The organism is Domibacillus robiginosus (assembly GCF_000966195.1).
Taxonomy (GTDB): domain Bacteria; phylum Bacillota; class Bacilli; order Bacillales; family Domibacillaceae; genus Domibacillus; species Domibacillus robiginosus.
The window spans coordinates 264428-283225 of sequence record NZ_LAHL01000012.1 but is presented as its reverse complement, the minus strand read 5'-3'; the positions used below and the strand labels follow the sequence as shown (position 1 = coordinate 283225).

The 18798-nt window shown below is 42.7% G+C and carries 19 protein-coding genes; 15 read left to right on the top strand and 4 right to left on the bottom strand.

Going from position 1 to position 18798, the window contains the following annotated elements; translation table 11 throughout:
- The first annotated feature begins 19 nt into the window (after positions 1 to 19).
- The 13 genes from treP (at position 20) to VP97_RS09720 (ending at position 12941) form a co-directional block, all read left to right on the top strand.
- Positions 20 to 1429 (top strand): PTS system trehalose-specific EIIBC component, encoded by a 1410-nt coding sequence (treP, locus tag VP97_RS09780; protein ID WP_050181591.1) that lies wholly within the window; start codon positions 20 to 22, stop codon positions 1427 to 1429.
- A gap of 40 nt (positions 1430 to 1469) precedes the next feature.
- Positions 1470 to 3131, top strand: a complete 1662-nt coding sequence (gene treC / locus VP97_RS09775; RefSeq protein WP_050181590.1) for an alpha,alpha-phosphotrehalase — start codon at positions 1470 to 1472, stop codon at positions 3129 to 3131.
- A gap of 49 nt (positions 3132 to 3180) precedes the next feature.
- Positions 3181 to 3900: a trehalose operon repressor gene (gene treR / locus VP97_RS09770; protein WP_050181589.1), complete on the top strand. Its 720-nt coding sequence runs from the start codon at positions 3181 to 3183 to the stop codon at positions 3898 to 3900.
- A gap of 97 nt (positions 3901 to 3997) precedes the next feature.
- Positions 3998 to 5203 carry an EAL domain-containing protein gene (locus tag VP97_RS09765; protein ID WP_050181588.1) on the top strand — a complete coding sequence of 402 codons (1206 nt, stop codon included), beginning with the start codon at positions 3998 to 4000 and terminating at the stop codon, positions 5201 to 5203.
- A gap of 392 nt (positions 5204 to 5595) precedes the next feature.
- Complete coding sequence (locus tag VP97_RS09760) at positions 5596 to 5856, top strand: YkuJ family protein (RefSeq protein ID WP_046179710.1); 261 nt, start codon at positions 5596 to 5598, stop codon at positions 5854 to 5856.
- Positions 5857 to 5980: 124 nt separating this feature from the next.
- On the top strand, positions 5981 to 6421 hold the full coding sequence (gene cbpB / locus VP97_RS09755) for a cyclic-di-AMP-binding protein CbpB (protein ID WP_050181587.1): 441 nt from the start codon (positions 5981 to 5983) through the stop codon (positions 6419 to 6421).
- A gap of 93 nt (positions 6422 to 6514) precedes the next feature.
- Complete coding sequence (locus VP97_RS09750) at positions 6515 to 7918, top strand: MDR family MFS transporter (RefSeq protein ID WP_082220318.1); 1404 nt, start codon at positions 6515 to 6517, stop codon at positions 7916 to 7918.
- Positions 7919 to 7922: 4 nt separating this feature from the next.
- Positions 7923 to 8813: a transcriptional regulator CcpC gene (locus tag VP97_RS09745; protein ID WP_050181585.1), complete on the top strand. Its 891-nt coding sequence runs from the start codon at positions 7923 to 7925 to the stop codon at positions 8811 to 8813.
- Between the two features lie 64 nt (positions 8814 to 8877).
- On the top strand, positions 8878 to 9588 hold the full coding sequence (dapD, locus tag VP97_RS09740) for a 2,3,4,5-tetrahydropyridine-2,6-dicarboxylate N-acetyltransferase (protein ID WP_050181584.1): 711 nt from the start codon (positions 8878 to 8880) through the stop codon (positions 9586 to 9588).
- Positions 9589 to 9655: 67 nt separating this feature from the next.
- Positions 9656 to 10777, top strand: a complete 1122-nt coding sequence (locus tag VP97_RS09735; RefSeq protein WP_050181583.1) for an N-acetyldiaminopimelate deacetylase — start codon at positions 9656 to 9658, stop codon at positions 10775 to 10777.
- Positions 10778 to 11004: 227 nt separating this feature from the next.
- On the top strand, positions 11005 to 11547 hold the full coding sequence (locus VP97_RS09730; RefSeq protein WP_050181582.1) for a peroxiredoxin: 543 nt from the start codon (positions 11005 to 11007) through the stop codon (positions 11545 to 11547).
- A 78-nt stretch (positions 11548 to 11625) separates the two neighbouring features.
- Positions 11626 to 12081: a TlpA family protein disulfide reductase gene (locus VP97_RS09725; RefSeq protein WP_050181581.1), complete on the top strand. Its 456-nt coding sequence runs from the start codon at positions 11626 to 11628 to the stop codon at positions 12079 to 12081.
- Positions 12082 to 12281: 200 nt separating this feature from the next.
- A complete protein-coding gene (locus tag VP97_RS09720; protein ID WP_050181580.1) occupies positions 12282 to 12941 on the top strand; it encodes a potassium channel family protein in 660 nt (219 codons plus the stop codon).
- Positions 12942 to 12957: 16 nt separating this feature from the next.
- Here the strand turns inward: VP97_RS09720 and VP97_RS09715 are convergent, their stop codons facing one another.
- The 4 genes from VP97_RS09715 to def all read right to left on the bottom strand — a co-directional run bounded on the left by VP97_RS09715 (position 12958) and on the right by def (position 16300).
- The gene (locus tag VP97_RS09715; RefSeq protein WP_050181579.1) at positions 12958 to 13464 is read right to left on the bottom strand and encodes a C39 family peptidase; all 507 of its coding nucleotides are present in this window, start codon (positions 13462 to 13464) and stop codon (positions 12958 to 12960) included.
- A gap of 54 nt (positions 13465 to 13518) precedes the next feature.
- Positions 13519 to 15186: a ribonuclease J1 gene (gene rnjA / locus VP97_RS09710; protein ID WP_050181578.1), complete on the bottom strand. Its 1668-nt coding sequence runs from the start codon at positions 15184 to 15186 to the stop codon at positions 13519 to 13521.
- Between the two features lie 3 nt (positions 15187 to 15189).
- Positions 15190 to 15399: a DNA-dependent RNA polymerase subunit epsilon gene (locus tag VP97_RS09705; RefSeq protein WP_050181577.1), complete on the bottom strand. Its 210-nt coding sequence runs from the start codon at positions 15397 to 15399 to the stop codon at positions 15190 to 15192.
- Between the two features lie 346 nt (positions 15400 to 15745).
- Positions 15746 to 16300 carry a peptide deformylase gene (def, locus tag VP97_RS09700; RefSeq protein WP_050181576.1) on the bottom strand — a complete coding sequence of 185 codons (555 nt, stop codon included), beginning with the start codon at positions 16298 to 16300 and terminating at the stop codon, positions 15746 to 15748.
- Positions 16301 to 16678: 378 nt separating this feature from the next.
- On the opposite strand from def, the gene pdhA reads away from it, so the two are divergent.
- Together pdhA and VP97_RS09690 are read left to right on the top strand one after the other, a co-directional pair.
- Positions 16679 to 17788 (top strand): pyruvate dehydrogenase (acetyl-transferring) E1 component subunit alpha, encoded by a 1110-nt coding sequence (gene pdhA, locus VP97_RS09695; RefSeq protein WP_050181575.1) that lies wholly within the window; start codon positions 16679 to 16681, stop codon positions 17786 to 17788.
- Between the two features lie 3 nt (positions 17789 to 17791).
- On the top strand, positions 17792 to 18769 hold the full coding sequence (locus tag VP97_RS09690; protein WP_050181574.1) for an alpha-ketoacid dehydrogenase subunit beta: 978 nt from the start codon (positions 17792 to 17794) through the stop codon (positions 18767 to 18769).
- The last annotated feature ends 29 nt before the right edge of the window (positions 18770 to 18798 follow it).

The following is an 18798-nucleotide window of genomic DNA, read 5'->3' as shown; positions in this document are numbered from 1 at the left end:
GATTAGGAGGTTGGTAACGATGGGTGCATATTCAAAGCAGGCGGAGCAGATTGTAGAGGCAGTCGGCGGACGTGATAATATTAGTGCAGCTACACATTGTGTAACACGGCTGCGTTTTGCATTAAAAGATGAAAGCAAAGTCGATACAGAAAAACTAGAACAAATTGATGTAGTCAAAGGATCTTTTGCCGCTAACGGACAGTATCAGGTTGTGATCGGCCAGGGTACCGTTAACAAGGTGTATCAAGATCTGGTTGATCAAACCGGTATTGGAGAGTCTTCCAAAGATGATGTGAAAAAAGCATCAGAATCGAATTTAAATCCGCTGCAGCGGGCAATTAAAACATTAGCTGATATTTTTATACCCATTTTACCGGCCATTGTAACAGCCGGCTTGCTACTCGGACTGAATAATATTTTAACGGGTCCCGGTATCTTTTTTGAGGAATCATTAATTGAACGATATCCTCAGTGGGCGGACATTGCTAGTATTATTAATTTAATTGCGAATACAGCGTTTACCTTTTTGCCAGCTTTGATCGGCTGGTCAGCGGTGAAGCGTTTTGGCGGTAGCCCTCTTTTAGGGATTGTGCTGGGTTTAATCCTCGTCCATCCTGATTTATTAAACGCATGGGCGTACGGGGAAGCAGAAAAAGCAGGAGAAATTCCTACATGGAATATTATGGGTATGACAGTTGAGAAAATCGGTTACCAGGGGCAGGTACTTCCTGTTTTGTTTGCTTCCTACTTACTGGCCAAAATTGAAGTTTTCTTAACAAAAAGAGTTCCAGAAGGTATTCAGCTGCTCGTTGTAGCGCCGCTCGCTCTCCTTATTACCGGTTTTGCCGCTTTCATTTTAATTGGACCGGTTATGTTTATTGTTGGAAACGCTATTACAGATGCTGTGATTTATATTTTTGATACAGTACCGCTTTTAGGCGGTTTAATATACGGAGGCTTGTACAGTGTCCTGGTGATTACAGGGATGCACCATACTTTCTTAGCGGTAGATTTACAGCTGGTTGGCTCCCAGCTTGGCGGCACGTTTCTATGGCCAATGCTGGCGCTTTCTAACATTGCACAGGGTGCAGCCGCTTTGACTATCGGTTTTTTAGCAAAAGAAGACCGTTTAAAAGGACTTTCTTATACATCCGCACTGTCTGCATTTCTCGGTGTAACGGAGCCGGCTATATTTGGGGTAAATCTCCGTTTTCGCTACGCTTTTATTGCAGCGATGATCAGTTCAGCGATTGCTGGTATGTTCATATCGGTAAATGGTGTACTTGCTAGTACAATTGGCGTTGGAGGCATTCCTGGCTTTCTTGTTATCAGTAAAGGAATGACATCCTTTTTAATCGGTATGATGATTGTGATTGTACTGCCAATCATTTTGACGTTTATCTTTTCACGATTTGCGAAACAAAAATAAAGGGCACCTTTGCCCTTTTTTCTATTAGGAGGTTCACATGATGAAAGAACAATGGTGGAAAAAGAGTGTTGTTTACCAGATTTACCCAAAAAGCTTTAATGATACAACCGGCAGTGGAACAGGTGATATCCAGGGAATTATTGAAAAGCTGGATTATTTAAAGGAGCTTGGTGTAGACGTGTTGTGGCTGACACCAATTTACGCGTCACCGCAAAAGGATAACGGCTATGACATTAGCGATTATTATACAGTTAATCCTGACTATGGAACGATGGATGACGTTGAAGAGCTGCTCGAGAAGGCTCATAGCCGGCAGATAAAAATTGTCATGGATCTCGTTGTGAATCACACGTCTACTGAGCATAAATGGTTTCAGCAATCGAGAGAATCGAATGGCCGGTACCGGGACTACTATATTTGGAGAGACGGGGTAGACGGGGGACCGCCAAACAACTGGAAATCAAAATTCGGCGGATCAGCATGGGCATATGATGAAAAGCGCGGCCAGTACTATTTGCATTTATTTGACCGGACCCAGGCAGATTTAAACTGGGAAAACGAGCAAGTCCGCCGTGATCTGTATGACATGATGCATTTTTGGCTTCGAAAAGGTATTGACGGCTTTCGTCTGGATGTTATTAACCTTATTTCTAAAGATCAATCATTTCCTGATGATTTTGAGGGAGATGGCCGTCGCTTTTACACCGATGGTCCCCGGGTTCACGAGTTTTTGCGTGAAATGAACGACCAGGTATTTTCACGGTATGATCTATTAACAGTAGGCGAAATGTCTTCTACAACAATCGAGCACTGTATCCGTTATTCTCATCCGGATTCACATGAACTGGCAATGACATTTAACTTTCATCATTTAAAAGCAGATTATCCAGGGGGAGAAAAATGGACAGCGGCTCCGTTTGACTTTTTATGGCTAAAAGGGATCATGTCAGACTGGCAGCAGGAAATGGATAAAGGCGAAGGCTGGAATGCTCTGTTTTGGTGTAACCATGACCAGCCGCGAATTGTAAGCCGGTACGGAAATGATGGAGAATACCGGGTGAAGTCAGGGAAAATGCTGGCAAACGTAATCCACCTTATGAAGGGGACACCTTATATTTATCAAGGCGAAGAAATTGGAATGACAAATCCCCATTTTGCACGGATTGAGCAGTACCGCGATGTAGAATCGTTAAATATGTACACGGAAATGCGTGAGCAGGGAATGGCAGAAGAAGATGTTATGACAATTTTAAAACAAAAATCACGCGATAACAGCCGGACACCTGTTCAATGGAATGGAGAAAAAAATGCCGGGTTTACAAGCGGCACGCCATGGATTGAAACTGCCAGTAACTTTAAAGACATCAATGTAGAAAAAGCAAAGCAAGACAACGATTCTCTTTTTTATCATTATCAGGCACTGATTAAACTGCGGAAAAAGGAAGAGCTTCTCCGAGAAGGAAGCTACCGGCTGCTAATGGCTGATCACCCTGAGCTGTTTGTTTATCTAAGGGAGTACAAAGATGAAGCGTGGCTGGTTGTAAATAATTTTTATGGGCGGCCTGTACCGTTTATTGTACCGGAAGAATTAAAAGGTAAAAATTCTTCACTTGTCCTCTCAAATGAAGAGCAGGTGCCTTTTAATCTTTCAGACTGGACATTAACACCCTATGAAAGCACCGTATACCGCCTGTTTAACTAATCCATTTTATGCTATAGTGGAAGGAATGACAGCATACAGGTGAACGAATATGAAAACAAACAAATACAAACGCATTTATGAAGAACTGGCTGAAAAAATGAAGCAGGGTGTGTTTCAGCCCGGGGAATTGATTCCCTCAGAGCATGAATTGGCCGCCAGCTATGAAACATCGAGAGAAACGATTCGAAAAGCGCTGACCCTTCTTTCTCAAAACGGGTACATTCAAAAGCTGCGCGGCAAAGGCTCTGTCGTTCTTGACACGAGCCGGGCGAGCTTTCCTTTTTCCGGGCTTGTCAGTTTCAAGGAGCTGGCGGAAGGGCTGAGCGGAACTATTTATACAAACGTAGAAGAGCTTACGTTAATTCGACCGGAGCCTTATTTACAGCACCAGCTTCAATGCAGTGCAAAAGAGGATATTTGGAAAGTAACCCGCACACGTGTGTTTAACGAAGAACGTATTATTTTAGACAAAGATTTCTTACTCAAAAAGAATGTCCCTACTCTAACAAGGGAAATATGTGAACAGTCCATTTACGCATATCTTGAGAAAGAGCTTGATTTAACTATCAGTTTTGCCCGAAAAGAAATAACGGTCGAACCATGTACAAAAGAAGATCTCTCGCTTCTTCATATGAATGGTTTTTCCTATATTGTAGTCGTACGCAATTACGTTTATTTAGATAATGCGAACCTCTTCCAGTACACAGAGTCCAGACACCGGCCGGACAAATTTCGCTTCGTCGATTTTGCCCGCCGGCATACGATTTAACCTGGCGCCATCATGTGCCAGGTTTTTTCTAATTACAGCATAATGAGTAAAAGTCATGTATAATAATAGACGATTGGACGGAATAGGGGGTTTATTCATGGATGTATTGGAAATTATGAGTAATCTGGATTGTGTCGTACCATATTACCAGCCGATCTTCAGTGCTGACGAACATAAAATTATTGGATATGAAGTGCTAGGGCGTTACATAGAAGGAGAGGCTATCCACAGTCTCGGGCAATTTTTTCATGATGAGGATACACCGGATGACTACCGTCGTGAAGTAGAGGACGTGATTCTTAGAAAAGCACTGGATGCCTTTTTGAAAGCAGAAAGAACGGAAATGCTGTTTGTAAACCGCCGGGCTGCCGGTCTGCTTGAAGATTACGGTGAATCTTTTCTGGCTATCCTGGATGAATATGCTGAAAGAGGATTGAAATACGAGCAGATCGTACTGGAAATCTCAGAAGCAGATTACAGCAAATCGCTTGATAATGTTCTGCGCTATTATAAGACACTGGGGATTCGGCTGGCAGTCGACCACATTGGAGAAGTTGATGGAGATATCCGCCACTTTGCCGGATCGTCACCGGACATTTTAAAAATAAGCCTGCGTGCGCTTCGTAAAGACGCCAGTGATCAATCCTATAAAAACATTGTTTACTCTCTTTCCATGTTTGCCCGCAAACTTGGTGCATCGCTTTTGTTTGAAACGGTCGAAGCAGAGTATCAGCTTCAATACGCATGGAAAAATGGCGGACGTTATTACCAGGGCTTTTATCTATCAGAACCATCGCCTGAGTTTGCTCAGCCGGATGGGCAGAAAGAAATGCTGCGGGAAAAGTGCAGCCGGTTTATTACGTATGAAAAGCAGGCTTTAAGCAGCGTATACGCACTGGCCGATCAATTGGAAAGCGGACTAAGTGCCATAATTGCTAAATCAAAATCGGTTTCAAAAGAAAAGCTGCTTGAAGATATTGCCCAGGAATTTGATGAAATGTGTTTTCGTTTGTATATTTGTGACGAAAACGGATTTGAATTAACACCTAACTATTTTAAAAAAGATGGGCGATGGATTTTTCAGCCGGAATACTTAAATAAGAATTGGAGTTGGCGCCCTTATTTTCTTGAGAATATCGTTCGAATGAATAAAAATGGCGGCGGTTTAATCTCTGATTTATACAATGATATTGAGACAGGAGAAACCATTCGGACATTTTCCTGCCCGGTGAATGAACATGAGTATTTGTTTTTTGATATTCCTTATGAGTATTTGTACGATCAGGATGGACTGCTGTATTAACGTATGAACTGGAACAAATCGGGGTAAAATCGAAATATCCTGGAGTAATGAAGACGCCTGGGAGCATCGGGATTCTGTCGTAAGGAGGCTCCTGGTGGACCGCTTTGAGCTGCTGAAGGAATGAGAAACAGCAGGCCTTTCTGATGCAAAAACAGGGCAGCAGGCCCGCCAGTATCCGCACAGCGAATTAAGCTCATCCGGCTCCCTGTAACCGTATGTGTCGCATTTCTTGGAATGATTGAGATGGTGTGGGTATAAGGGCGCTGATTTTAGCGTCTTTTTTATTATTTGACTCTCAAAAAACAGGGCAAAAATATTGGATTAAAGCAGGGATGTATGGTATATTTCTTGTGCTTACTAAATGGATAATGAAAGAAAGGGGTCGACAATATATGTCACAATTAGTTGGAATCGTACAACGCTTAAAGTCACTGCAGGAGGGCGGAGAGCAGGGAGAAGTGCAACAGCGTTTGTTTGAATTAAATGGAAAAACACTCTGCCAGGTAAAATATTTTCCAAACAAAGATACATTCGAATTAGAAGTATATGATAAAGATGGAAAAGGAAGCAAATATCCTTTTGACGATATTGATATGACAGCAATTGAAATTTTTGAACTTCTTCAAGAAGCAAAGCAGGAAGCGCAAGGATAACAGCTGGCGGCCAGGGCCGGATCTTTTTGAAGAAGAACGGCTCGTTTCTCTGGTAGAAGCCCAGAATGTTTTGCTATAATGGAAGGTAAGTAAAGCGCTTACAAAACAAAAAAGGAGAACACTGATGATTTCCTTCAGAAACAAAGACGTACTGCAGACAAATATCATGGATTATATTATTCCGGGAGAAAAAGTTGCATTTGTCCAACGAGGAAACAGTCTTGAACACGCATTGCTCGTTCTGACAAAAAGCGGTTATACAGCCATTCCCGTTTTGGATACAAAATATCGTCTTGAAGGGCTGATTAGCATTCCGATGATTACGGAAGCGCTTCTCGGTCTTGAACGCATTGAATTTGAACGGCTCGAAGAATTGAAGGTGGAAGATGTTATGGCCGTGGATAAACCAGCTTTAACCGTTCATGATCATTTCCGTAAAGCGCTTGGGCAGCTTATTAATCATCCTTTTTTATGTGTAACTGATGAGGAAGGGCATTTTGAGGGTATATTAACAAGACGGGTCATTTTAAAACAATTAAATTATTATGTTGATGGATTAAATTAAAGATCCGCCAGGCGGCGGATTTTTTTTATTGAATTTGAGGTGGAAGGCTTGAAACAAAAACAAACAAAGCGGCCTCTTGTTTTAGCAGCTGTTATGCTGGCCATGTTTATGGGGGCCATAGAAGCAACAATTGTATCGACTGCAATGCCTGATATTGTAGCGGAATTAGGTGGATTTTCGCTGTACAGCTGGGTGTTTTCCGCTTATTTATTAATGAATGCAGCCACGGTTTTGATTTATGGTAAGCTTTCTGACATTTTCGGCCGGCGTCCTGTATTATTTGCCGGTATTGCGATTTTTTTAATCGGTTCTATTTTGTGCGGGCTGGCCGGCTCGATGCAGCAAATGATTTTGTTTCGTTTCATTCAAGGAATAGGGGCCGGCGCGGTTATGCCGATCGCAACGACAATTGTTGGCGATATTTACTCTAAGGAGGAACGCGCCCATATACAAGGTTATTTATCGAGTGTATGGGGAATATCCGCTGTTTCCGGACCAGCGCTTGGCGGGTTGCTTGTAGAATATGTATCCTGGCGATGGGTATTCTGGGTTAATGTGCCTCTTGGCATCATTTCGATGGTCATGCTTGGTCTTTATTTACATGAAAAGGTAGAAAAGAAAAAGCCGAATATTGATTATATAGGAACAGTCCTGTTTTTGGTGGGAATTTCTACATTCATGTACTGGCTGGTAGAAGCAGGAAAAACAGCTCATACAGGTTTGCTGCTTACACTTGGAGCCATCTCTTTTTGTTTTTTTGCTCTGCATGAACGCCGTACGCCGTCGCCTATTGTGCCTTTTCATTTATGGAAAGTGCGTCCAATTTTAATTGCGAACCTTGTATCGTTAACGACCGGCATTATGCTGATTGGCATTTCTTCCTTTTTACCGACATATGTACAAGGTGTCATGGGGAAAAGTGCAACAACAGCTGGATTTACATTAACGGCCATGTCAATCGGCTGGCCGATCGCCTCGTCTCTGTCCGGTCGTCTTCTTCATTCAATTGGCTACCGGGCTACCACATTAATTGGCGGTATAGCGCTTTTAGCTGGCGGTTTAATGTTTATGTTTATGAAGCCGGATTTAGGTCCATGGTGGGCAGCTGCGTCCTCTTTTGTAACGGGAGTAGGGATGGGGCTGACATCGACTGCTTTTATTATTTCTATTCAAAATGCAGTTGACTGGCATGAAAGAGGCGCTGCCACTGCCTCGAATATGTTTATGAGAAACATCGGAAATGCAATTGGCGCCGCCCTGCTGGGTGGTGTATTAAACAGTCAGTTATCTACTTATTTAGCAGATAGAAATGGTGCAGATAATCTAACGGTTAATTCCGTGAATGAACTTCTGGGCGGCGAAGGGGATATAACGGCTTCTGCCCGTGCGGTTTTGGGACAAGGGCTCACCACTTCTCTTCATGCTGTATATTTTGTGGTTTTTTTGTTTGCTGTACTTTCATTTATTTTGCTCCTATTTTTAAAAAAAGGAGAGTGACGAAATGTCTGTTTCTGAATTTCGGCTGCTGACAGTTCTTGCCGAAGAGATGAATATGCGAAAAGCAGCGGAGCGGCTTTTTGTTTCACAGCCTGCTCTTTCTCAGCGTCTGCAGACTGTTGAAAAAGAGTGGGCAGTTAAAATTTTTAACCGGTCAACGAAAGGTCTGTCTTTAACACCGGCCGGCGAGCGGATTGTCGAATATGCGAAAGAAACGCTGGAGAAAAGGGAGCGTCTTCTGGAGGAGCTGCAGCTGCTTGAACCGCAAGTGCATGGGACGCTAAAAATTGCCTGCGCGACTATTGTTGGGCAGAACTGGCTGCCAAAAGTGCTGAAGCTGTATGTAGAACGTTACCCTCATGCCAAAATTCAGCTGATTACCGGCTGGAGCAGCGAAATTGTCAAAGCACTTTACGAAGGGGATGTACATGTTGGGATTATACGCGGGACGCCGGAATGGAAAGGGCGAAAAATTCACTTGTTTGAAGATCCGCTTTATTTAGTCGATAAAGATATTCAGAATGTGGAGGATGTGCTTTCGACCGACAAGCCGTTTATTCAATTTAAAAGTGATTCAAGCTATTATCAGGAAATACAGGAATGGTGGCACAGCCGTTTTCATATGGCACCAAAGCGCTCAATTGTAGTAGATCAAATCGAAACCTGTCGGCAAATGGCATTCAATGGACTTGGATATGCCATTTTACCGGCTATTACATTGGCTAATCATGAACACGACATGTTCCAGACGCCACTTCATGACCGGGAAGGCGAGCCAATCCGCCGTGACACGTGGTTGCTTGGCTATGATGCCGCTTTTGAACTTCGGCAGGTACAGGCATTTGTCGAAACGATTGAGCTTTTTATGGCACAATCGGAAGAAAATCGCTTGTGAAAGTAGCGCTGCTTTGATAAAGTTATAGCAGAAAAAACAGATTGACCAGGAGGAATACATACTTATGAAAATGATGGATGCACACGAAATTATCGCTTTTATTGGAAACAGTACAAAATCAACACCGGTAAAAGTATATGTAAACGGAGAAGTTGAAGGAATTAACTTCGGTGAATCGGCGAAGGTATTTGGTCAAGGAAATTCTGTCGTGGTGTTTGGAGAATGGGCGGAAGTGTCTGAAGCACTTGAGCAAAACAAGGATAAAATCACTGATTACGTAGTAGAAAATGACCGCCGCAACTCTGCTATTCCACTTTTAGATATGAAAAACATTAAAGCGCGTATTGAGCCTGGCGTTGTAATCCGCGATCAAGTTGAAATCGGTGACAATGCCGTGATTATGATGGGTGCTTCGATCAATATTGGTGCAGTCGTTGGTGAAGGTACAATGATCGATATGAATGCTGTCCTTGGCGGGCGAGCAACAACAGGTAAAAACTGCCATGTTGGTGCGGGTGCTGTTTTAGCTGGTGTTATTGAACCGCCTTCTGCTTCGCCGGTTATTTTAGAAGATAATGTTTTAATCGGTGCAAATGCAGTAGTTCTTGAAGGGTGCCGCATCGGTGAAGGTTCCGTTGTAGCTGCGGGTGCAATTGTTACAGAAGATATTCCGCCTTATTCTGTTGCCGTAGGTGCACCAGCACGTGTTATCAAACAAATCGATGATAAAACAAAATCAAAAACAGAAATCATGCAGGAACTCCGCAAACTGTAAAAGCGGTAATTATAAGAACGCGTGGGCAGCTGCTCGCGCGTTCTTTTTCTACAAAGGGGGAAAAGAAATGAGCCAATTTACGGCTATTCGACGTGATTTGCATCAAATTCCAGAGCTTGGATTTCAAGAATTCAAAACGCAGGCTTACCTGCTCGAGTATTTACATTCACTTCCACAGGAGCGGATGGAAATTCAAACGTGGCGGACAGGTATTCTCGTGAAAATCAAAGGGACTAACCCATCTAAAACAATCGGGTGGCGAACAGATATTGATGGCCTGCCTATTACCGAGCAGACCGGCCTCTCATTTACTTCAACACATGAAGGGCGTATGCACGCATGCGGCCATGATCTGCATATGAGCATTGCACTTGGCGTGGTGACTCATTTTGCTTCTCATCCAATTGATGACGATTTAGTTTTTATTTTTCAGCCCGCAGAAGAAGGACCAGGAGGAGCCGAGCCGATGATGGCATCGAAAGAGTTCCGTGCATGGCTTCCGGATGAAATTTATGCGCTTCATATTGCACCGGAGCATCCGGCGGGCACGATTTCCACAAAGCCGGGCCTTTTATTTGCGAATACATCAGAGCTGTTTATCGATATTCGCGGTAAAGGCGGCCATGCGGCATATCCGCATGAAACAAAGGATATGGTTGTAGCGGCCTCTTATTTTGTTACACAGCTTCAGTCTATCGTTTCCCGAAACGTTGACCCGCTTGATAGTGCTGTTGTCACCGTAGGGAAAATGACAGCCGGCACTGTGCAAAACGTGATCGCCGACCATGCAAGACTGGAAGGCACTATCCGCACGCTTTCACCAGAAGCCATGGTAAAAGCAAAAGCACGGGTCCAATCGCTTTTAAAAGGGATTGAAGCGGCTTTTGATTGTGAAACAGAAATCGACTGTGGCAGCGGCTACTATCAGGTATTTAATGATCCGGAAGTGACAGGCCGTTTTGTTCAATTCGCTATGCAGCAGGCCGATATCCAATTTGTGCAGGCAAGAGAAGCCATGACGGGAGAGGATTTTGGCTTTATGCTGAAAGAAATTCCTGGACTTATGTTCTGGCTCGGTGTGGGCTCAGAGTATGGGCTTCATCATGCAAAATTAAATCCGGATGAAACAGCAATCGAAACAGCCATTTCCTTTATCCGCCGCTACTTTGAGCATCTGGGCACCCGCTGATCACCTTTTACAGGACATATCATTTTGTACTGGTGGCAAAACGTGGTAAACTGAAGCAGTAATTGATCAAATATCGACCATTTTAAATAATAACTTCTTTATTAAAATTATTATAATAAGAATTTGACACATTTATTTACAAGGCTTGCATTATTTTTGATAAATAAAGCTTTTGAGAATTTTGTGTCGTTTTCTCATTTAAAAAATTCATTTGGAGGTTTTTATTCATGGCAGATCGTATGGTAGGGAAACAAGCACCGCGCTTTGAAATGGAAGCAGTACTTGCAAACAAAGAATTTGGTAAAGTAAGTCTTGAGGATAATATGAAAAATGATAAATGGACCGTTCTTTTTTTCTACCCAATGGACTTTACTTTCGTATGCCCGACAGAAATTACGGCAGTTTCTGACCGCTACGATGAATTCGAAGATTTGGATGCGGAAGTAATTGGTGTATCCACTGACACTATCCATACTCATCTTGCCTGGATTAAAACAGACCGTAAGGATAACGGCCTGGGCGACCTCAAGTACCCTCTTGCGGCCGATACAAATCACGTTGTATCACGTGACTATGGCGTTCTCATTGAAGAACAGGGCGTGGCGCTGCGAGGTTTGTTTATTATTAACCCGGAAGGTGAGCTTCAATATCAAGTCGTTAACCATAACAATATCGGTCGTGATGTAGATGAGACACTTCGTGTACTTCAAGCTCTTCAAACTGGCGGACTTTGCCCTGCAAACTGGAAGCCAGGTCAAAAAACTCTTTAATACATTTTTATCAATCAGGGTCTAACACATCGTTAGGCCCTGATGTGTCCATACCATTGAAAAGGAGCGTATGAACAGATGAAATTGAGAGAACAAATGCCAGAGCTTAATGGTGCCACTCAGTGGCTGAATGGGGAAGTAACAAAAAGTGATTTAATTGGCGAGAGGCCGACACTGATCCATTTTTGGTCGGTGAGCTGTCACTTGTGCAAGGAAGCAATGCCGAGCGTAAATAAATTTCGGGATGATTATAAAAGCAAATTAAACGTAATAGCTGTACACATGCCTCGTTCAGAGGATGACTTGAATATAGAGCAAATTAAATCCGTAGCAGCAGAGCATGAAATTACACAGCCTATCTTTGTTGATGGTGAACATACGCTGACAGAAGCATTTGATAATCAATATGTTCCTGCGTATTACGTTTTTGATAAAGAAGGTCAGCTCCGCCACTTTCAAGCGGGCGGAAGCGGGATGAAAATGCTTGAAAAACGGGTAAATCGTGTGCTGGATGAAACAACGAATGCAAAGTGAAGTGAAAAACCGGCAGGAGCCGGTTTTTCTTTGTTTTTATGAAATACAATAAAGTGCGTTTTGATAGGCTTTGTCCTCAGAGCTTTATACAGGCGGGAGCTTGACAGCAAGTGAATGGGGAAATAAAAGCAAAGGAAGCTCGTTCATGGTAAACTGTCAGAGCAGAACTTTTTATATTATGTTGACAGCGGGGGAAGATCATGAAAAAGGAATTTGTTGTTATTGGACTCGGACGATTTGGCAGCAGTATTTGTCGGGAATTGAGCGAACAAGGAATGGAAGTAATGGCTATTGATAAAGATGAAGATCGTGTCAATGAATTTACTTCCATTGCTTCTCATGCTGTAGTGGCAGATACAACAGATGAATCTGTTTTAAAAAGTCTGGGCATTCGAAACTTCGACCATGTAATTGTAGCGATTGGCGATGACATTCAGTCGAGTATCCTGACGACTCTTATGTTAAAAGAAGTAGGTGTTAAAAAAGTAACCGCTAAAGCGCAAAATGACTACCATGAAAAAGTACTAATCAAAATCGGTGCTGATCAGGTTGTTCATCCGGAGCGCGACATGGGCCGTCGTATTGCCAATAACATCGTTTCAAACAATGTATTGGATTATTTGGAGCTCTCTGATGAGCATTCCATTGCCGAGATTATGGCGAATGAATCGCTTTCTGGCAATACATTAATTGATCTTGATATTCGGGCGCGTTATGGCATTAATATCGTAGCTATTAAGCGCAGCAAAGAAATCATTGTATCGCCGCAGGCAGACGAGCCTATTCATTTAGGTGATATTTTAATCATTATTGGTGCAGACAGAGACATTGATCGCTTTCAAAAAAAAATGAATGATTGATAAAAACCTCCGCTTGTTAAAGTGGAGGTTTTTTGGGTGAAAGAAGAACGAAACGAAGAACGCCCGCTTCTTGTTCGAATGCTGCACGCCGGAGTGTACTTTTCCGTCCAGGAGAGCCATGATCGTGAAAAAACAAATATATATGTCCATCCTGAATTTTATATCCTGTCAGCACCACCCAGTGGTAGGTATATAAGGGCTTTGCAAAGAAGCGAAGGGTAAAGTATTTATCAAATTTTGCGGCAACAGGATGACCGAGATCAAGCTCCTGAATCACCTTGTCGATTCGGTTAGATGAAGTAATGTGCCAGCTGTTACCCAGAAGTTTTCTTAGTCTCCAAACCATCATCCAGCGGAACAAACCAATTTTTGTTGTCCCGAGTTTTTTGTACAGCTCGTTGGCAGTATGTGCTCGCCCCCAAAAATCTAAAATCACCGAAACTGTGACAGGTCCACAAGCAGAGGAGCGATATTGCTTTTTAATATGCTCTGCATATTGAGACTGACTTTTTACTTGAATCATCAAAACGCCTCCGAAAAAAAGCACTCCTTGTTAAAAGGAGTGCTTTTCTTTTTGTTATACTTCCATAATGATTGGCAAAATCATCGGGCGGCGTTTTGTCCGCTCGTAAAGGAAGGGAGAAAGAGTATCGGTAATCTCGTTTTTTATATCGGACCACTGGGTGGAGCTGTTGTTGAGAAGCTGTTTTACGTGCCGATTCAGCATTGACTGTGCTTCGTAAATAAGATCGCCAGATTCACGCATATACACAAAGCCGCGCGAAATAATGTCCGGGCCTGCTTCAATTTTATTTTTTTCTTTATTAATACTTACTACTACAATTACAAGACCTTCTTCCGACAGGATACGACGGTCGCGAAGCACGATATTGCCAATATCGCCAATGCCGCTTCCATCAATGTAAACAGAGCCGGATTGGATGCGTCCTGCCACATGCGCTTCATCTTTCGACAGAGCTAATACATCGCCATTATCCATAATAAAACAATTCTCTGCTGGAACACCACAGTCAATTGCATGCTGGCAATGCATTTTCTGCATGCGATACTCACCATGGATCGGCATAAAGAATTTTGGCTTAATCAAGCGCAGCATCAGCTTTTGTTCCTCCTGGCTGCCATGGCCAGAGGTATGAATTTCATTTAATGGTCCATGTATGACATCTGCACCCGCACGAGATAGGGCATCAATAATTCGATTGACGCTTACATTATTACCGGGAATCGGTGATGATGAAAAGACGACCGTATCATTTGGTTGAATTTGAATTTGGCGGTGTGAGCCGTTGGCAATGCGCGACAGCGCCGCCATCGGTTCACCCTGGCTTCCAGTACATAAAATGGTTACTTTATTAGCCGGTAATTTATTTAATTGGTGCGTATCAACAAACGTATCTTTTGGACAGCGGATATAACCGAGCTGCTGACCGATGTTGATCGCATTTTCCATACTGCGGCCAAACACACCGACTTTCCGGCCATCTTCAACCGCTGCCTCTACTACTTGTTGAAGGCGATGGATGTTAGAAGCGAAAGTGGCGAAAATGATGCGGCCCTGTACTTTTCGGAATACATTATGGATACTTTCGCCCACTTTACGCTCAGACATTGTAAAATTAGGCACTTCACTATTTGTACTATCAGACAGAAGGCAAAGAACACCTTCCTTGCCAATTTCAGCCATCTTCGTTAAATCAGCTGGTTCTCCTACAGGGGTAAAATCAAATTTAAAGTCGCCTGTATGCACGATATTACCCTGAGGTGTTTTTACGACAACTCCGTAAGAATCAGGAATACTATGAGTTGTCCGAAAAAAGGACACAGATGTTTTTCGGAATTTAATCACATCATCCTCGCCAATTTCATGAAGGCGGGCACGGCGCAGAAGCCCATGCTCGTCTAACTTATTGCGCAAGAGCCCAAGCGCAAGCTTTCCGCCGTACACAGGTACGTTTACAACTCTTAGCAGATAAGGAATGCCGCCGATATGATCTTCATGGCCGTGTGTAACGAACAAACCTTTAATTTTATCAGCATTTTTTTGCAGGTAAGAATAATCGGGAATCACATAATCGATGCCGAGAAGCTCATCCTCAGGGAACTTAATTCCCGCATCAATTAAAATGATTTCGTCCTGAAATTGGACGGCGTACGTATTTTTGCCGATTTCACCCAAACCGCCGAGGGCGAAAACTGCTGTTTGATCATTTTTTACGAATTTCATGCTTTACAGCTGCTCCACTTTAAAGTCAGGCGACTTTTTCTCATACTCAAGGTGGTTATCTGTTACCTTTTGAACGAACTCAATATTGTATGGGCGGCTTTTCAATGCGTGACGTACTTCCCGTTCTGTTTGCGCTTCCGCGTATAAGGTTTTTGTTTTTTCTCTAACGGGTACCTCGGAACGGTCTTCCTGGTAATATACTTTATAAATCATAACTTTCTCTCCTTTTTTCCGGTTTAATATATACAAACCGCAATAAAAGCGGTTCTTCTCGTTTTTGAGATGGAATCTTTTTATATGATCTTGGTTTTTATTATATAGAAAGAATGATGTTTTGACACGAAAGAACATCTTTTTGCTTCATACATAAAGACAGCCCTTCGTAACGGAAGGGCTTAACCATTCTAAGTTATGCGATTGATTTTCTTCTAAGCAGATCTTTCCACTGTTTAGCGAGCTTTTTTTTCAGCTTCTTCAACATTGTGGATCACTCCTCACTGCCATTTTATCATATGGCTGTCCGATTGAAAAGTGATCGGGATATTCTCTCTTGCTTTGTTCAGCGCTCGATTGCCTGCGCGTTTTCTTCTATTTGAAACGGCGCTTTGTCATTAATATAATCATAAAACATAATACCATTTAAATGGTCAATTTCATGCTGCATACAAATAGCGGGAAGTCCTTTTAAACGGAGTTTTACTTCCTCACCCGCAAGAGTAACAGCTTTAACTGTCACTCTTGCGTAGCGATGTACATAACCCTGGACGTTACGGTCAACGGATAAGCAACCTTCACCGCTTGTTAAATATGCTTTCTCAACAGAATGGCTGACAATTCTCGGGTTAAACAGCGCATGGCTAAGCTGATTTCCGTTCTCATCATTTACATGGACAGCAATCATCCGTTTTGAAACACCAATTTGCGGTGCAGCCAGACCAATACCAGGACGTAGCCCGTATTTTTCGGCCGTTTCGGGATCCTGGCTGTTTTTAACGTACTCCATTAGTGAAGCGAGAACCGCTTTGTCTTCTTCAGAAGCAGGAAGGGGCACTTCTTTCGCTTTTTCCCGAAGAACGGGGTCGCCTTCTCGCACGATGTCATTCATTTTAATCATATAGTTTCAGTCCTTTTTCACTTTTAGTGTATTTATCTTATCAAAAACTGCGCAAAATGTTAATGAAGCAATTCTTTTGTTTCGAGCTTTGGAAACCGGGAATAGGGGAAAGGGGTAAAAATTGTAATGTATAACAGTGTAAAAAAGCGCTTTCTTTTTATAGTACAGAATTGATATGTTCACTAATACAGAAGGGTTGAACAAGGTGATTTACTGAAATTTTGTAAAAAATCTTTTTGAATTGACGGATGAACACGGTTATTATACACTATTAACCGAAGCTTTTAATTGTATTAGTGATTTATAAAAAATAACTGGTACAGGTCATTATAAATGAAAACAGCCACATGACAAATAAAGAAAGGAAAGGTGACAACCATGAGTGCAAAGAAAACTCAGTTCGATCCGCAAAAAACGCTTGAGTCGATTGAAACGCAATTTGAAATGGTTCAAGTTTTGAATGAAGAAGGAAAAATAGTAAATGAAAGTGCAGCACCAAAGCTTTCAGATGAAGAACTTCAAGAACTAATGACACGTATGGTATACACTCGCGTACTTGATCAGCGTTCTATTTCATTAAACCGTCAAGGCCGTCTTGGCTTCTACGCGCCAACAGCTGGACAAGAAGCGTCACAAATCGCTTCTCATTATGCGCTTGAAAAAGAAGACTGGATTTTACCAGGTTACCGTGACGTTCCGCAAATTGTGTGGCATGGTCTTCCATTATGGAAAGCATTCTTGTTCTCACGCGGACACTTTGTGGGCAACCAGGCACCTGAAGGCGTAAATGTTTTGTCTCCACAAATCATTATCGGTGCACAATACGTGCAAAATGCCGGTGTGGCTCTAGGCCTTAAAAAACGCGGCAAAAAAGCAGTAGCTGTTACATATACAGGAGACGGCGGCTCATCACAAGGTGATTTCTATGAAGGAATCAACTTTGCCGGTGCATTCAATGCTCCAGCGATCTTTATCGTTCAAAACAACCAGTTCGCGATTTCAACACCGCGTGAAAAGCAAACAGCAGCGAAAACAATCGCTCAAAAAGGGATTGCAGCCGGTATTCCATCTGTTCTTGTTGATGGTATGGATCCACTTGCGGTGTATGCAGCTGTTAAAGATGCACGTGAGCGTGCAATCAAAGGTGAAGGTCCAACATTGATCGAGACATTGTGCTACCGTTACGGTCCTCATACAATGGCCGGAGATGACCCGACTCGCTACCGTACATCTGACCTTGATACAGAGTGGGAGAAAAAAGATCCGCTTGTTCGCTTCCGCAAATACTTAGAAGCAAAAGGTCTATGGAACGAAGAAAAAGAAACAGAAGTAATTGAACGCGCGAAAGAAGAAATCAAAGACGCGATCAAAAAAGCGGATGAAACGCCAAAACAAAAAGTAACAGACCTTATGAAAGTTATGTACGAAGAAATGCCAGCAAACTTAAAAGAACAATTTGAAATCTATACTGAAAAGGAGTCGAAGTAAGTCATGGCACAAATGACAATGATTCAAGCGATTACGGATGCCTTGCGCGTAGAGCTTAAAAATGACGAAAACGTCCTTGTTTTCGGTGAAGACGTCGGCGTTAACGGCGGCGTGTTCCGTGCAACAGAAGGCCTTCAAAAAGAATTCGGAGAAGAGCGTGTTTTTGATACGCCGCTTGCAGAATCTGGAATCGGTGGTTTAGCTGTCGGTCTTGCTTTAGAAGGATTCCGTCCAGTACCGGAACTTCAGTTTTTCGGATTTGTTTACGAAGTAATGGATTCCATCAATGGTCAGCTTGCACGTATGCGTTATCGTTCAGGCGGAACATATTCTGCTCCTGTAACGTTCCGTTCTCCATTTGGCGGCGGCGTTCATACACCAGAACTTCATGCAGACAGCTTAGAAGGGCTTGTAGCACAACAGCCTGGTTTAAAAGTAGTTATTCCTTCTACTCCTTATGAAGCAAAAGGACTTTTGATTTCTGCTATTCGTGATAACGATCCAGTAATTTTCTTGGAGCATATGAAATTGTACCGTTCATTCCGTGAAGAAGTGCCGGAAGAAGAATACACAATTCCGCTTGGAAAAGCAGCCGTAAAACGTGAAGGTACAGACCTTTCAATCATTACGTACGGTGCAATGGTTCATGAATCTCTTAAAGCAGCGGAAGCTCTTGAAAAAGAAGGTCATTCTGTTGAAGTTATTGATCTTCGCACAATTCAACCGCTTGATATTGAAACAATCATTGCTTCTGTTGAGAAAACAGGACGTGCAATCGTTGTTCAAGAAGCGCAAAAACAAGGCGGTATTGCAGCGAACGTTGTAGCTGAAATCAATGATCGTGCAATTTTAAGCCTGGAAGCTCCTGTTCTGCGTGTAGCAGCACCGGATACTGTATTCCCATTCTCACAAGCAGAGGGCGTATGGCTTCCAAACCATAAAGATATTGTCGAAACAGCGAAAAAAGTTCTTGAATTTTAATCATACTTAATTTATGAAAAGGAGGCTGA

Bases quoted from the DNA above. Each gene is read 5' to 3' on its own strand.
- treP (WP_050181591.1), top strand. From the start codon at position 20: ATGGGTGCATATTCAAAGCAGGCGGAGCAGATTGTAGAGGCAGTCGGC.
- treC (WP_050181590.1), top strand. From the start codon at position 1,470: ATGAAAGAACAATGGTGGAAAAAGAGTGTTGTTTACCAGATTTACCCA.
- treR (WP_050181589.1), top strand. From the start codon at position 3,181: ATGAAAACAAACAAATACAAACGCATTTATGAAGAACTGGCTGAAAAA.
- VP97_RS09765 (WP_050181588.1), top strand. From the start codon at position 3,998: ATGGATGTATTGGAAATTATGAGTAATCTGGATTGTGTCGTACCATAT.
- VP97_RS09760 (WP_046179710.1), top strand. From the start codon at position 5,596: ATGTCACAATTAGTTGGAATCGTACAACGCTTAAAGTCACTGCAGGAG.
- cbpB (WP_050181587.1), top strand. From the start codon at position 5,981: ATGATTTCCTTCAGAAACAAAGACGTACTGCAGACAAATATCATGGAT.
- VP97_RS09750 (WP_082220318.1), top strand. From the start codon at position 6,515: ATGCTGGCCATGTTTATGGGGGCCATAGAAGCAACAATTGTATCGACT.
- VP97_RS09745 (WP_050181585.1), top strand. From the start codon at position 7,923: ATGTCTGTTTCTGAATTTCGGCTGCTGACAGTTCTTGCCGAAGAGATG.
- dapD (WP_050181584.1), top strand. From the start codon at position 8,878: ATGAAAATGATGGATGCACACGAAATTATCGCTTTTATTGGAAACAGT.
- VP97_RS09735 (WP_050181583.1), top strand. From the start codon at position 9,656: ATGAGCCAATTTACGGCTATTCGACGTGATTTGCATCAAATTCCAGAG.
- VP97_RS09730 (WP_050181582.1), top strand. From the start codon at position 11,005: ATGGCAGATCGTATGGTAGGGAAACAAGCACCGCGCTTTGAAATGGAA.
- VP97_RS09725 (WP_050181581.1), top strand. From the start codon at position 11,626: ATGAAATTGAGAGAACAAATGCCAGAGCTTAATGGTGCCACTCAGTGG.
- VP97_RS09720 (WP_050181580.1), top strand. From the start codon at position 12,282: ATGAAAAAGGAATTTGTTGTTATTGGACTCGGACGATTTGGCAGCAGT.
- VP97_RS09715 (WP_050181579.1), bottom strand. From the start codon at position 13,464: ATGATTCAAGTAAAAAGTCAGTCTCAATATGCAGAGCATATTAAAAAG.
- rnjA (WP_050181578.1), bottom strand. From the start codon at position 15,186: ATGAAATTCGTAAAAAATGATCAAACAGCAGTTTTCGCCCTCGGCGGT.
- VP97_RS09705 (WP_050181577.1), bottom strand. From the start codon at position 15,399: ATGATTTATAAAGTATATTACCAGGAAGACCGTTCCGAGGTACCCGTT.
- def (WP_050181576.1), bottom strand. From the start codon at position 16,300: ATGATTAAAATGAATGACATCGTGCGAGAAGGCGACCCCGTTCTTCGG.
- pdhA (WP_050181575.1), top strand. From the start codon at position 16,679: ATGAGTGCAAAGAAAACTCAGTTCGATCCGCAAAAAACGCTTGAGTCG.
- VP97_RS09690 (WP_050181574.1), top strand. From the start codon at position 17,792: ATGGCACAAATGACAATGATTCAAGCGATTACGGATGCCTTGCGCGTA.